Source organism: Pseudomonas sp. F220 (assembly GCF_057813935.1).
Window position 1 is genome coordinate 230688 of the sequence record NZ_JBVASJ010000003.1, and the last position, 13032, is coordinate 243719.

Here is a 13032-nt window from a genome sequence, read left to right on the forward strand (position 1 = left end):
TTAGATCAAGGCTTTGCCATGACGCACAAAGGTCGGTTTTACCACCCGAACCGGGTACCACTTGCCACGGATTTCCACTTCTGCACGGTCGGCGGTTGCCATGGGCACGCGCGCCAGTGCGATCGACTTGCTAAGCGTAGGAGAGAAACTACCACTGGTGATCTCTCCTTCGCCAACATCGGCGATGCGAACCACTTGATGAGCGCGCAAAACACCGCGTTCCTCCAGCACCAAGCCGACCAATTTCAATTTCACACCGCCCGCCCGTTCAGCTTCCAGAGCGGTCCGACCGATGAAGTCACGTGTCGCGGGCTCCCAGGCAATGCTCCAGGCCATATTAGCGGCCAGCGGTGAGACATCCTGATGAATGTCCTGTCCGTAGAGATTCATGCCGGCTTCAAGGCGAAGGGTATCGCGAGCGCCGAGGCCGATCGGGGAAATGCCCGCGCCGACCAGATCGTTGAAGAACGCCGGCGCCTGATCGGCCGGTAGAACAATTTCCAGACCGTCTTCACCGGTGTACCCGGTGCGAGCGATAAACCAGTCGCCGTCGGCCTGACCTTCAAAGGGTTTGAGCTGCTGGATCAACGTGCCGCGAGCCTGGGTGACCAATTCGGCAATCTTGTGCCGGGCCTGCGGGCCTTGAATCGCCAACATCGCCAACTCAGGGCGCTCGTGCAGTTGCACTTGGAAAGTGCCGAGCTGAGCCTGCATCCAGGCCATGTCCTGATCACGAGTGGCGGCATTCACCACCAGACGGTAACCGGCCTCGAGACGGTAGACGATCATATCGTCGACCACACCACCGCGCTCATTGAGCATGGCGCTGTACAGGGCACGGCCGGGGCTGTGCAGACGTTCGACATCATTGGCCAGCAAATGCTGAAGCCAGGCCTTGGCCTGGGGGCCGCTGACGTCGATCACGGTCATGTGGGACACATCAAAAACCCCGCAATCGCGTCGCACCTGATGGTGTTCTTCGACTTGCGAGCCGTAATGCAAAGGCATATCCCAACCGCCAAAATCGACCATCTTCGCGCCGAGGGCGAGATGCAGGTCATACAGAGGCGTACGCTGTCCCATGGGTTTCTCCTTCCGGGCGTGGCGAGGGTGCGGACAGGCACTGCGCTGACTGCAAGCCTTTAAAAATGCGGCTTGTAGCAGCTCTCAGTGACCCGACCCAAAGGGTGGACCGCACCGAATGCCGCGCATTGTAGCCGCAAGGTGTAGGACTGGCACCTACCCGATTCGATGAGCGGAGCGTCGGATCAATCCGATGACCGGTAATAGCCCGACCATAACCAGCGTCAGTGCCGGTAGGGACGCCCGCGACCACTCGCCTTCACTGGTCATTTCGAAGACTCTCACGGCCAGCGTGTCCCAGCCGAACGGGCGCATCAGCAAGGTGGCAGGCATTTCCTTGAGTACATCGACGAACACCAGCAACGCGGCACTCAAGGTGCCTGGAAACAAAAGCGGCAGATACACGTTGAAAAACAGTCGTGGCCCACTGACGCCCAAACTTCGTGCTGCTTCGGGCAACGAAGGTCGGATTCGCGCCAGGCTGTTTTCCAGCGGCCCGTAGGCCACCGCAATGAAACGCACCAGATACGCCATCAACAACGCAGACAAACTGCCCAGCAACAAAGGCTTGCCAGCACCACCCAGCCAGGACGACAGCGGCATCACCACTTCACGGTCCAGATAGCTGAAGGCGAGCATGATCGATACCGCGAGTACCGAACCCGGCAAGGCGTACCCCAGATTGGCCAGACTGACACCGGAGCGGATTCCCCGGGTCGGTGCCAGTCGTCGGGCAAAAGCCAGCAGCAAGGCCACGCTGACCGTGATCAATGCCGCCATGGCGCCCAAATACAACGTATGCACGATCAGCCCGGCATAACGCTCATCGAGGTCGAAACGTCCACGCTGCCAGAACCAGACCACCAGTTGCAGCATGGGGATCACAAACGCGCAGGCGAACACCAGACCGCACCAACCACTGGCGGCCAGGGCCTTGAATCCACGCAAGTGATACAGCGCCTTGCTCCGAGGCCGTTCGTTGCCCGCTCGATTGGCACCCCTGGCCCGGCGCTCGCCATAGAGCACCAACATCACTGCTAGCAGCAACAGGCTGGCCAGTTGCGCTGCGCTGGAGAGGCTGAAGAAGCCGTACCAGGTCTTGTAGATGGCCGTGGTGAAGGTATCGAAGTTGAACACAGACACTGCGCCGAAATCCGCCAGGGTCTCCATCAGCGCCAATGCCACACCGGCACCGATGGCCGGACGCGCCATGGGCAGCGCCACGCGCCAGAACGCCTGCCAAGGTGACTGGCCGAGCACCCGTGCAGCTTCCATCAGACCTTTGCCCTGAGCGAGAAAGGCTGTGCGCGCCAGCAGGTAGACATAGGGATAGAACACCAGCACCAGCACCAGGATCACTCCACCAGTGGAGCGTACCCGAGGCAGGCGCAGTCCCATGCCGAACCATTCGCGCAACAGGGTTTGCACCGGACCGGAAAAATCCAGCAGACCGACGAAGACGAACGCCAGTACATAGGCCGGGATCGCAAACGGCAGCATCAGTGCCCAATCCAGCCATCGCCGCCCAGGGAACTCGCAGAGGCTGGTCAACCAGGCCAGGCTGACGCCCAGCAGCGTTACGCCGACTCCGACGCCCAGCACCAGCGTCAGCGTGTTGCCAAGCAAACGCGGCATCTGGGTTTCCCACAGGTGCGACCAGATCTGCTGGTCAATCGACTGCCACGCCAGCAGCAATACGCTCAGCGGCAACAGGACCAGCGCGGCAACGGCAAAGACCAGCGGATACCAACGACGTTGAGCGGGATGGGCCACGAAAAGCTCTCTGGTGGTGGGTGATTTGAATCGATAGTGGTCTGGCGCATACCGCAAAAGATCGCAGCCTGCGGCAGCTCCTACACCGACCGCGTGTAGCCCACTATGTCAGGGGTGTATACAAATCCCGTAGGAGCTGCCACAGGCTGCGATCTTTTGGCAATCTCAACTGCACTGACAATCTGTCAGAAACAAAACGCCCCGCAAATGCGGGGCTCCGTAAACCTGCGACTCAGTTCCAGCCAGCACGGTCCATCAAACGAATGGCTTCGGCCTGACGCTTGCCGGCCACTTCCACTGGCAACGTATCGGGTACGAACTTGCCCCAGCTTGCCACTTCAGCGGACGGAGGCACGCTTGGGTTGGCCGGGAATTCCTGATTGATGTCAGCGAAGATTTTTTGCGCTTCCGGTGTGGTCATCCACTCCACCAGCGCCTTGGCCGCTTGCGGGTGCGGTGCGTACTTGGTCAGGCCGATGCCCGACAGGTTGACGTGCACACCACGGTCGCCCTGGTTCGGCCAGAACAGTTTTACTGCCAGGTTTGGCTTCTGCTTGTGCAGACGACCGTAATAGTAGGTGTTGACGATGCCAACGTCGCACTGCCCGGCGTTGATTGCTTCAAGTACCGCGATGTCATCGGAGAACACGTCGGTGGACAGGTTGTTGACCCAACCCTTGACGATTTCTTCGGTCTTCTCTGCGCCGTGGGTCTCGATCAGAGTGGCGGTTAGCGATTGGTTGTAGACCTTCTTAGCCGTGCGCAGGCACAGGCGACCTTCCCACTGCTTGCCAGCGAGGGCTTCGTAAGTGGTCAGGTCAGCCGGTTTTACCCGGACAGTGGAATAAGCGATGGTCCGCGCGCGCAGGCTCAAACCGGTCCACTGATGGGCGGACGAACGGTATTGAAGCGGAATGTTGGCGTCGATCACCTTGGAGGTAAACGGCTGGAGAATGCCCATCTGCTCGGCCTGCCAGAGGTTACCGGCATCGACCGTGAGCAGCAGGTCGGCGGTGGCGTTCTCGCCCTCGGCCTTGATCCGCTGCATCAGCGGCGCTTCCTTGTCGGTGATGAATTTCACCTGGACACCGGTTTTCTGGGTGTAGGCATCGAAAACCGGCTTGATCAGCTCGTCGATCCGCGAGGAGTAGACCACTACTTCATCGGCCGCATGGACGGTGCTGCCGATCAGTGTGAGTGCCAGGGCAGTCAGTAGACGCTTCGGTGCCAACATAGGAGCGGTCTCTCGAAATCAAATTGAGGCGAAATGATAGTGACTCACATTTAGCATCTCAACCGAACACTCCGCGGAGGAGTTACGAGATGTTGCACAAGCGTGGGGGGTGAATGTTCCGCCGCCATCGCGAGCAAGCGAAGGTTTCAGGCCTTCGCCAACTCCGGCAGATCCCCAGTCAAGCCAAGAGCCTGACGCACAAACAGCGCCTTGGCTTCAGGCATTTGATCTACCATCTTCAACCCGGTATTACGCAACCAGCGCAGCGGCAGGGGATCGGCCTGGAACAATCGTTCGAAGCCTTCCATCGCCGCCATCAATGCCAGGTTGTGCGGCATGCGCCGGCGCTCGTAACGGCTGAGCACGTTGACATCTGCCAGGCGCTCACCACGGCGGGCCGCTTGCAGCAACACTTCAGCCAGCACAGCGGCATCGAGGAAACCGAGGTTGACGCCCTGTCCGGCCAACGGGTGAATGGTATGAGCGGCGTCGCCGATCAGCGCCAGGCCTTCAGCCACATAGCGCTTGGCATGGCGCTGACGTAGCGGTACGCAGAGTCGCGGGTCAGCGCTTAACACTGTACCCAGTCGACCTTCAAAGGCACGTTCCAGCTCGCGACAGAAGCCTTCGTCGTCCAGCGCCATCAGGTGTTCAGCCTCGGCCGGAGTGGTTGACCAGACAATCGAGCACCAATCGTGCTGACCGTCGCGCTCCAGCGGCAAAAAGGCCAGTGGACCGTTGTCGGTAAAACGCTGCCAGGCGGTCATCTGATGGGGTTTGGCACTGCGCACGCTGGTGACGATGGCGTGATGCAGATAATCCCACTCACGGGTCGCGCAACCAGTCAGACGGCGAACCGCCGAGTTGGCACCATCCGCCGCGATCACCAAGGGCGAACGAAGCATGCGACCGTCGGCCAGGGTCAGCAGCCAGTCGTCGCCGGAGCGGCGCATCTGCTCCAGCCGCGCATTGGCCAGAAGGCCCATATCGCAATCATGCAATCGTTCGAGCAAGGCATCCTGCACCACCCGGTTCTCGACGATATGCCCCAGCGCTTCGGCGTGCACACTGGCCGCCGAGAAGTGGATCTGCCCGGTGCCGCTGCCGTCCCAGACCTGCATTTCGGCGTAGGGGCTAGTGCGACGTTTGACGACTCCCTCCCAGACACCCAGACGTTCGAGGATCCGCTGGCTGGCGGCCGATAAGGCACTCACCCGTGGCTCGAAAGGCGCCTGAGGATCGAAGGGTTTGACGCTCAATGGGCTGCCGTCGAGCAGCAGAACCTCCAGCCCGCTGCCCTGTAACGCCAGCGCCAAAGCACTCCCGACCATTCCGGCCCCGACAATCAGCAGATCTGCGCGCATTTCCATGCTTTAAGCCTGTCTCGCTTGCGGCTTGAGCCGCACGTAAAGGGTTTTATCGACCCGCGCCACCAGCGTGCCGCTGACGTCATGAATCTCGAAACGTTGGATCAGCCACTTAAGCATCAGGACGCGTGCCCAGGCCCATGGCCTGTCGGGCGAACCAACGCTTGGCTGGCGGTAGCAGATCGAGGCCGAGCAGACCGATGTTGCGACCCAGCGAGACCAACGGCTGCGTGCTGCCAAACAAACGGGTGACCTGATCGGAGAAGCCGACGGTCAGTTGCTGATCCAGTCGTTGCCGCTCCCGATAGGCCTGCAAGGTAGCGAAGTCGCCCGGCACGCTCTCGCTGGCCAACAACGCATCGGCCAACGCCTGTGCATCGCGCAGGGACAGGTTGAAACCCTGACCGGCAATCGGATGCAGGCTGTGGGCCGCGTTGCCTAACACTGTCAGGTGGGGACGAACCTGCTCTTCGGCCTCCACCAACGTCAGCGGATAGAGATGCCGCGCACCCACCTGTTTGAGGGTCCCAAGGCGATAACCGAAGACACCCTGCAACTCACTGAGGAAGCTGCGTTCATCAAGGCTGGCCAGGCGCTGAGCGTCCATACCAATGCGGGTCCAGACCAGCGCACAGCGGTTATCCGGCAGTGGCAGTAAAGCCATCGGCCCGTCATCGGTAAAGCGTTCGAAGGCCATACCGTTATGGGCTTCGCTCGGGGTAATGTTGGCGATCAGCGCGCTCTGGTTGTACGGACGCTTTTTGACGCCGATACCCAACTGCTCGCGCAAACCGGAACGACCGCCATCGGCCAGCACCGCCAAGTCGCACTCAAGGGTGGTTTCATCGTTAAGCGTCAGGAGATAGCCGTCTTCAAGCGGCTCCATGCGCGTCACTTCAGCCGGACAACGCCAACTGATCACATCCTTGTCCAGCCCTTGCCAGAGGCATTGACCGAGCCAGGCGTTCTCCACCACATAACCGAGCGCTGGAACGCCCTCCTCCATGGCCGACAAACGCGCAGTGGAAAACCGCCCGCGATCGGAAACATGGATCTGCTTGATCGGCTCGGCGCGACGGGAAATCTCCTGCCATACACCAAGGCGCTGATAAATCTGCCGGGCACCGAAGGACAACGCCGAGGAGCGGGCGTCATAGCTCGGTTGATAAGTGTCACCGGGGGCAAAAGGTTCAATCAGTACGATCTTCCAGCCGCGGGCCTTGGCCCCCGCCTGCAAGGCCAGCGCCAGGCTGGCACCGACCAGGCCGCCACCAATGATTGCCAGATTGACTCGACTCATGCCGCTTGAGTCCGGGCAGCGGCCATCAGTGCTTCGATCTCGGCCACCGTTTTCGGTGCACCGTTGGTCAGAATTTCACAACCCTGCTTGGTCACTACCACGTCATCCTCGATGCGCACGCCAATGCCGCGCCATTTCTTCGCCACGTTCTGATTGTCCGGTGCGATGTAGATGCCCGGCTCGACCGTCAGCGCCATGCCGACTTCCAGCACCCGCCATTCACCGCCGACCTTGTATTCACCGACGTCATGCACATCCATCCCCAGCCAGTGGCCGGCGCGATGCATGTAAAACGCCTTGTAGGCTTCGCCGGCGATCAGTTCATTCACCTCGCCCTGCAACAAGCCAAGTTTCACCAGTCCCGCCGTGATCACCCGAACCGTGGCTTCGTGCGCCTGGTTCCAGTGCTTGTCAGGTGCGATTTCGGCAAACGCCGCTTCCTGGGAGGCCAACACTAATTCGTAGATCGCTTTCTGCTCAGGGGAAAACTTACCGCTTACCGGCCAGGTCCGGGTGATGTCGCTGGCGTAGCAGTCGATCTCGCAACCGGCATCGATCAGCACCAGATCACCGTCCTTGAGCACCGCGTCATTCTGCTGGTAATGCAGGATGCAGCTGTTGCGCCCAGAGGCGACGATCGAGCCATATGCCGGCATTTTCGCCCCGCCTTTACGAAATTCGTAATCCAGCTCCGCCTCCAGGCTGAACTCATGCAAACCGGCACGGCTGGCCTGCATGGCGCGAACGTGGGCTTGCGAGGAAATCCGCGCGGCTTCGCGCATCACCTTCACTTCTGCCGCCGATTTATACAGACGCATGTCGTGTAGCAGATGATCCAGAGCAACGAATTCGTTCGGTGGCTGGGCGCCGAGGTGCGCTTTAGAGCGGATCACGTTGATCCAGTCCATCAGGTGGCGGTCGAATTCCGGATTGCTGCCCATGGCCGAATAGACCCGGTCGCGACCTTCAATCAGGCCCGGCAGGATGTCGTCGATGTCGGTGATCGGGAAAGCGTCATCAGCGCCGAAGTCGCGGATCGCGCCTTCTTGCCCTGCGCGCAAACCGTCCCACAATTCACGTTCGGCGTTGCGTTCACGACAGAACAAAACGTATTCGCCATGCTCACGACCGGGCATGAGCACAAGCACCGCCTGAGGCTCGGGGAAGCCGCTGAGGTACTGAAAATCGCTGTCCTGACGGTAGACGTGCTCGACATCACGGTTGCGGATCGCCACGGCGGCGGCCGGCAGAATCGCGATGCTGTTAGGTTCCATCTGCGCCATCAGCGCCTTGCGGCGGCGTGTGTATTCCGATTTCGGGATATGAATCATGGGCAGATGGATTTCCCTATCAAACAATTAATGCAGCGACGGCTTTACAGCAGGCTCAGTCGGCTTCTTGGTCTCGGTGAACAGCAGCAGAGGCGCGACTCGCAGATATTCCATGACTTCCATGTAGTCACTTTCGCCGTCGTCGGACTCCTCCAGGGCGTCTTGCACCTGAGCGATGGCTGCAAGGTCTTGCAGGACTTCGGTGGCTTCAGCGCTCAAAGCGTTGTCGCGGTAGGTCAGACCGAAGCCGGTGAGGAAACCCTGGCACCACTGGCCCAAGGCCTCGGCACGCTCGGCCAGCGGCGCGTCATCGGACGGCAACAGCAGAACAACGGTCATGTCGTCGCTGGTCAGTTCGCCTTTGACCATCTCCTGCAGGCCGATCAAGGCGTTGCGGACGTTGTCTTCAGCAGGGCTGCCAAGCAGTTCGGCAGCATCGCTGAGCCAGCTATCGGCTTCAAAACCGGCGCCGGCGCAACTGCGGCCTAGCAACAGGCCATGCAGTTCGGCAGGCGAGACAGGATGGCCGCTGGTGTTGAGCAGTGTGGCGAACGCGTGATACGGGGAATTTTGAATGGGCATGGGCTGCTAGGCGCCAAGCGGCGCAATGTCTAGAATGGAGGCCTTGTATCGTAGCATCGGCAGACGCGCCAAGACTATCAAGGCCGCCAACTCGTTTGCTTAGGGTCTGTTGACGTATGGTGACGACCGCGACGGATGCCCACTTGGCGCAGGGCAAGGCGCGAGGAGCGTGGTTTGGTTGTTCCAAATAAGTTCCGAGCAACGCAGCCCTGCGCCAAGTGGGCTCCGTCCCTTCGGGTTGCGCGCCAACTTGCGCGAGGCTGCGTTGCGGGATTTGCCAAGGGAACAACCATTGGCGGCATCCCGCGCCTTGCCTCGCACAAGTTGGCACAGCAACGCGGTTCGTCACCAAACGTCAACAGACCCTAGCCAGTGCCATTCATCAGACAAATCCAGTGGAACCCTATGGAAGACACCGACCTGCAAGCACTGATGGCCAGATTCGAACTGCTAATTAGCCGAGTCGAGCAACTAAAGAGCCAAAATGGACTCTTATTAGCTCAGGAAAAGACCTGGCGCGAGGAACGCGCGCACCTCATTGAAAAAAACGAAATCGCCCGGCGTAAGGTCGAATCGATGATTTCGCGCCTGAAGGCCCTGGAGCAAGACTCATGAGTTCAAGCAATAGCGTTACCGTGCAGATCCTCGACAAAGAATATTCAATCATCTGCCCCCAGGAAGAACGCAGCAACCTGGTGAGCGCCGCCCGCTACCTGGACGGCAAGATGCGCGAAATCCGCAGCAGCGGCAAAGTCATCGGGGCCGACCGCATTGCCGTGATGGCCGCGCTGAACATCACCCATGACCTGCTGCATAACCAGGAACGCTCTGAAGTGCAGGCCAGCGGCTCGACCCGCGAGCAGGTACGCGACCTGCTGGAACGCGTCGATCTGGTGCTCGCCACCGATCCGGATGTCAGCAAGAGCTGATTCCTGAGGGTGGTTGCGGTATACTCGCACCACTCCCTGGGGTGCTTGCCAGTTGGCGATGTCCCTGAGCCGATTCGCACTACCCTGGAGGTTGCACGTTGGGCCGGTGTGCATGTCCGCTAGACGGAAAGCCTTAAGGCCTACTGCATCTTCCACCTTGAACTTTCGGGTTCAAGGGCTAAGTCGACAGCGGTTCATCCGGGGAGCCTGAATTCCAATCCAATGCCAGTTATCCAGACTGGCATTGGCTTTTAACGAGTACGCCATCCTGCCGCGCTCGATCCTGATCAGCCAGAATCCATGACCGAACCTGCGCCGCTATCCCGCCCGCAACTTCGACGCATGCTGCGCAAAGCCCGCCGCGAACTCACTCCCAGTGAACAACGCGAGGCGGCCCGCGGGCTTTATCGACAACTGGCACAGCACCCGCTGTTTCGCCGGGCCAAACATATCTCTCTTTATCTACCTACAGACGGTGAAATCGATCCGCGCCTGCTGCTGCGCGCCGCTCAGCGCCGGGGCAAGGTCACCTATCTGCCGGTGCTCAGCGCCTGGCCACAAACCAAGATGGTGTTCCAGCGTATTTGCCCCGGGGAAAAGTTACGGCCCAACCGCTTCCGCATTCTCGAGCCACGGGTCAACTCGGCTCGACAACGCAAGGTCTGGGCGCTGGATCTGGTGTTGTTACCGCTGGTTGGTTTTGATGAATTCGGTGGGCGTCTGGGGATGGGCGGTGGCTTCTATGACCGCAGCCTGGCGTATCTGGCGCGCCGCAAAACCTGGCGCAAGCCAACGTTGCTGGGGCTGGCCCATGAATGTCAGAAGGTCGAACGACTGGCTCAGGCGAGCTGGGATGTACCGCTGCAAGGAACGGTCACGGACAAGAAGTGGTATTTCGCCGAATAGACGCCACTTGAGTCAGCGGCGTCCGGTGAACACTATCAGCGTTTGAAGGACTTCTGTTGCTGGTGCTGTTGCTGAGCAACTTCAATCGGTGCATCGGTCTTATTCGACCACAAGCTCTGCGCATAACCTGTGGTCACGACGCCCAAACCGAACAAAATAACCAAAATCCAGAGTAAATCCGGTTTGCGTTTCATCGATTGCCCCCCTTCAGGCATATCACACACGATGACAGCAACGGTTTCCGATATAGGCCGTGCAGCAGCGTCAAGCTTAGAAGGCCGGCATTCTGCGGTAACGTGAACCGACACGCAAACGCTGGCGTCAACCGACTGTCGGTTTGTCATAAAATTGACCGACAACTTGCCCAATCCCCCTCCAGGAGCAAAAAGATGGCCTATTGGCTAATGAAATCCGAGCCGGAAGAACTCTCGATCAAAGGCCTGGAGAAACTCGGTGAAGCGCGCTGGGACGGCGTTCGCAATTACCAGGCACGTAACTTTTTGCGAGCCATGGCGGTGGGCGACGAGTTTTTCTTCTATCACTCCAGCTGCCCTGAGCCAGGGATTGCCGGGATCGGACGAATCGCCGAAGCGGCGTACCCGGACCCCACGGCTCTTGAGCCCGAGAGTGTTTATTTCGACCCGAAGGCCACACCAGAGAAAAATGCCTGGAGTGCGATCAATGTCGCTCACGTCGAGACATTTCCTAAAGTGCTGAAACTCGACTATCTGAAACAGCAAACGGCACTGGCAGAGATGCCGTTGGTGCAGAAAGGCTCGCGACTGTCGGTGATGCCGGTGACGGCTGAGCAGTGGGCGGCGGTGTTGGCGCTTCGTTGATCGCGGCGCGGAGCACGGCTTGCCGGCGATGGCGGTCTTGGGGCCGCTATCGCGAGCAAGCTCGGCTCCTACAGGATCCAGCATTACTGGATAATCAAATTGTTGAACAACAGATCATCAACCATCGGCTTGCCGGTTTCGTCGTTCATCACTTGCTGAGTTTGCTTCAAGGCTTCCTGGCGGAGCTTTTCCTTGGCTTCGACGTTACTCATAGACTCGGTGGTTTGCTGGGAAAACAGCGCCACCAACTGATTGCGGATCAACGGTTCGTTGGCCTTCACCGCTTGTGCCGCTTCATCTCCCGTCACACGCAAGGCCACGTCGGCTTTGAATACCTTGAGTTTCGGGCTGCCATCCAGACCGTAGTTGCCAACGAATGGCGGGCTCAGGCTGATGTAGCCGACTTTCGGTGCTGCACCCTCTTTGGCTTCTTCAGCCATCGCCGCCATCGGCAGAGACAGGGCCAGCATCAACATGATCCACGCTTTCACAATTCGCTCCTTATCCGGTTTGCGGCCTAGCATAACGACCCGCCTGCGCGAGCCCAAGCACAAGCTTATGGCTGACTATCAGGGCGGGGCATGCTCGTTGACCGCTTGACTCACACACCTACACTTATCGGCCATCACTCCCAAAGGAATAGCCCTGATGAAAGCCGTGCTGTGCAAAGCCTTCGGCCCTGCCGAAACGCTGGTGCTGGAAGAAGTCGCCAATCCTCAAGCGAAGAAGAACGAAATCGTGCTGGACGTGCACGCGGCCGGGGTAAATTTCCCGGACACGCTGATCATCGAGGGCAAGTACCAGTTCAAGCCACCCTTCCCGTTTTCACCCGGGGGTGAAGCGGCAGGCGTGGTCAGTGCGGTGGGCGAAAAGGTCAGCCATCTCAAGGTCGGCGACCGGGTCATGGCGCTGACTGGCTGGGGCAGCTTCGCCGAGCAGGTCGCGGTACCAGGCTACAACGTACTGCCGATTCCTGCGGCCATGGACTTCAACACCGCCGCCGCGTTCAGCATGACCTACGGCACCTCGATGCATGCGCTCAAACAACGCGCCAACCTGCAACCCGGCGAAACCCTGTTGGTACTCGGCGCTTCCGGCGGCGTCGGCCTCGCTGCAGTGGAAATCGGCAAAGCCCTGGGCGCTCGCGTCATCGCCGCCGCCAGCAACGCAGAGAAACTCGCCGTCGCCAAGGCCGCCGGTGCCGATGAACTGATCAACTACACCGAATCCAATCTGAAAGACGAAATCAAACGCCTGACCGACGGCCAAGGTGCCGACGTCATCTACGACCCGGTCGGCGGCGACCTGTTTGACCAAGCCATCCGCGCCATCGCCTGGAACGGCCGCCTGCTGGTAGTCGGCTTCGCCAGCGGACGCATTCCCGAACTGCCGGTGAACCTTGCGCTGCTTAAAGGCGCAGCAGTCGTCGGCGTGTTCTGGGGTTCGTTCGCCCAGCGCCAACCGCAGGATAACGCAGCGAACTTCCAACAGTTGTTCGGCTGGTTTGCTGAGGGCAAGTTGAGGCCATTGGTGTCGCAGGTTTATCCGTTGGCACAAGCGGCGAATGCCATCAATGATCTCGGCCAGCGCAAGGCGGTTGGCAAAGTGGTTGTGCAGGTTCGTTAAACAGATGCCCCTTTACTGGGAGAAGGACACGTCCCTTACTTACCTTTAAGCGTGAAGCGATC

14 protein-coding genes, 1 other RNA gene and 1 pseudogene are annotated in these 13032 nt (G+C 59.7%); 6 read left to right on the forward strand and 10 right to left on the reverse strand.

Going from position 1 to position 13032, the window contains the following annotated elements; genetic code table 11:
- The 8 genes and pseudogenes from gcvT to ACZYSM_RS04660 form a co-directional block, all read right to left on the reverse strand.
- Entirely contained in the window at positions 1 to 1083 is a 1083-nt protein-coding gene (gcvT, locus tag ACZYSM_RS04625; RefSeq protein ID WP_489069313.1) for a glycine cleavage system aminomethyltransferase GcvT, read from the reverse strand.
- A 156-nt stretch (positions 1084 to 1239) separates the two neighbouring features.
- A complete protein-coding gene (locus ACZYSM_RS04630) occupies positions 1240 to 2856 on the reverse strand; it encodes an ABC transporter permease (RefSeq protein WP_489069315.1) in 1617 nt (538 codons plus the stop codon).
- Between the two features lie 232 nt (positions 2857 to 3088).
- Positions 3089 to 4090 carry an extracellular solute-binding protein gene (locus ACZYSM_RS04635; protein WP_489069317.1) on the reverse strand — a complete coding sequence of 334 codons (1002 nt, stop codon included), beginning with the start codon at positions 4088 to 4090 and terminating at the stop codon, positions 3089 to 3091.
- 146 nt (positions 4091 to 4236) lie between these two features.
- Complete coding sequence (locus ACZYSM_RS04640; protein ID WP_489069542.1) at positions 4237 to 5454, reverse strand: 2-octaprenyl-3-methyl-6-methoxy-1,4-benzoquinol hydroxylase; 1218 nt, start codon at positions 5452 to 5454, stop codon at positions 4237 to 4239.
- A 9-nt stretch (positions 5455 to 5463) separates the two neighbouring features.
- Positions 5464 to 5553, reverse strand: a pseudogene (locus ACZYSM_RS04645) (tetrameric acyl-CoA thioesterase); the annotation flags it as partial.
- Positions 5554 to 5569: 16 nt separating this feature from the next.
- On the reverse strand, positions 5570 to 6757 hold the full coding sequence (ubiH, locus tag ACZYSM_RS04650) for a 2-octaprenyl-6-methoxyphenyl hydroxylase (protein WP_489069319.1): 1188 nt from the start codon (positions 6755 to 6757) through the stop codon (positions 5570 to 5572).
- Entirely contained in the window at positions 6754 to 8088 is a 1335-nt protein-coding gene (gene pepP / locus ACZYSM_RS04655; protein WP_489069321.1) for a Xaa-Pro aminopeptidase, read from the reverse strand. Before pepP ends, ubiH begins: the two co-directional genes overlap by 4 nt.
- A gap of 27 nt (positions 8089 to 8115) precedes the next feature.
- Positions 8116 to 8670, reverse strand: coding sequence for a YecA/YgfB family protein (locus ACZYSM_RS04660; RefSeq protein WP_489069323.1), 555 nt, complete (start codon positions 8668 to 8670; stop codon positions 8116 to 8118).
- A gap of 405 nt (positions 8671 to 9075) precedes the next feature.
- Between ACZYSM_RS04660 and ACZYSM_RS04665 the strand changes: the two genes are divergently transcribed.
- From ACZYSM_RS04665 to ACZYSM_RS04680, 4 genes are all read left to right on the forward strand, one after another.
- Positions 9076 to 9285, forward strand: a complete 210-nt coding sequence (locus tag ACZYSM_RS04665) for a TIGR02449 family protein (protein WP_489069325.1) — start codon at positions 9076 to 9078, stop codon at positions 9283 to 9285.
- Positions 9282 to 9599 carry a cell division protein ZapA gene (locus tag ACZYSM_RS04670; protein WP_489069327.1) on the forward strand — a complete coding sequence of 106 codons (318 nt, stop codon included), beginning with the start codon at positions 9282 to 9284 and terminating at the stop codon, positions 9597 to 9599. The genes ACZYSM_RS04665 and ACZYSM_RS04670 overlap by 4 nt, the downstream gene beginning before the upstream one ends.
- 30 nt (positions 9600 to 9629) lie before the next feature.
- Positions 9630 to 9808, forward strand: a non-coding RNA gene (gene ssrS / locus ACZYSM_RS04675) — 6S RNA.
- Positions 9809 to 9899: 91 nt separating this feature from the next.
- The gene (locus ACZYSM_RS04680; protein WP_489069329.1) at positions 9900 to 10505 is read left to right on the forward strand and encodes a 5-formyltetrahydrofolate cyclo-ligase; all 606 of its coding nucleotides are present in this window, start codon (positions 9900 to 9902) and stop codon (positions 10503 to 10505) included.
- Between the two features lie 35 nt (positions 10506 to 10540).
- Here ACZYSM_RS04680 and ACZYSM_RS04685 read toward each other — a convergent pair whose 3' ends face one another.
- Positions 10541 to 10873 (reverse strand): hypothetical protein, encoded by a 333-nt coding sequence (locus ACZYSM_RS04685; RefSeq protein ID WP_489069546.1) that lies wholly within the window; start codon positions 10871 to 10873, stop codon positions 10541 to 10543.
- A 21-nt stretch (positions 10874 to 10894) separates the two neighbouring features.
- Between ACZYSM_RS04685 and ACZYSM_RS04690 the strand changes: the two genes are divergently transcribed.
- A complete protein-coding gene (locus ACZYSM_RS04690; RefSeq protein ID WP_489069331.1) occupies positions 10895 to 11344 on the forward strand; it encodes an EVE domain-containing protein in 450 nt (149 codons plus the stop codon).
- Positions 11345 to 11427: 83 nt separating this feature from the next.
- On the opposite strand, the gene ACZYSM_RS04695 is transcribed toward ACZYSM_RS04690, so the two are convergent.
- Complete coding sequence (locus ACZYSM_RS04695; protein WP_489069333.1) at positions 11428 to 11835, reverse strand: flagellar basal body-associated protein FliL; 408 nt, start codon at positions 11833 to 11835, stop codon at positions 11428 to 11430.
- Between the two features lie 157 nt (positions 11836 to 11992).
- Between ACZYSM_RS04695 and ACZYSM_RS04700 the strand changes: the two genes are divergently transcribed.
- A complete protein-coding gene (locus ACZYSM_RS04700; protein ID WP_489069335.1) occupies positions 11993 to 12970 on the forward strand; it encodes an NADPH:quinone oxidoreductase family protein in 978 nt (325 codons plus the stop codon).
- Positions 12971 to 13032: the final 62 nt, after the last annotated feature.

What these genes read in the sequence shown, in the direction of transcription:
- gcvT (WP_489069313.1), bottom strand. Translation starts at nt 1,083, where the DNA reads ATGGGACAGCGTACGCCTCTGTATGACCTGCATCTCGCCCTCGGCGCG.
- ACZYSM_RS04635 (WP_489069317.1), bottom strand. Translation starts at nt 4,090, where the DNA reads ATGTTGGCACCGAAGCGTCTACTGACTGCCCTGGCACTCACACTGATC.
- ACZYSM_RS04640 (WP_489069542.1), bottom strand. Translation starts at nt 5,454, where the DNA reads ATGCGCGCAGATCTGCTGATTGTCGGGGCCGGAATGGTCGGGAGTGCT.
- ubiH (WP_489069319.1), bottom strand. Translation starts at nt 6,757, where the DNA reads ATGAGTCGAGTCAATCTGGCAATCATTGGTGGCGGCCTGGTCGGTGCC.
- pepP (WP_489069321.1), bottom strand. Translation starts at nt 8,088, where the DNA reads ATGATTCATATCCCGAAATCGGAATACACACGCCGCCGCAAGGCGCTG.
- ACZYSM_RS04660 (WP_489069323.1), bottom strand. Translation starts at nt 8,670, where the DNA reads ATGCCCATTCAAAATTCCCCGTATCACGCGTTCGCCACACTGCTCAAC.
- ACZYSM_RS04665 (WP_489069325.1), top strand. Translation starts at nt 9,076, where the DNA reads ATGGAAGACACCGACCTGCAAGCACTGATGGCCAGATTCGAACTGCTA.
- ACZYSM_RS04670 (WP_489069327.1), top strand. Translation starts at nt 9,282, where the DNA reads ATGAGTTCAAGCAATAGCGTTACCGTGCAGATCCTCGACAAAGAATAT.
- ACZYSM_RS04680 (WP_489069329.1), top strand. Translation starts at nt 9,900, where the DNA reads ATGACCGAACCTGCGCCGCTATCCCGCCCGCAACTTCGACGCATGCTG.
- ACZYSM_RS04690 (WP_489069331.1), top strand. Translation starts at nt 10,895, where the DNA reads ATGGCCTATTGGCTAATGAAATCCGAGCCGGAAGAACTCTCGATCAAA.
- ACZYSM_RS04700 (WP_489069335.1), top strand. Translation starts at nt 11,993, where the DNA reads ATGAAAGCCGTGCTGTGCAAAGCCTTCGGCCCTGCCGAAACGCTGGTG.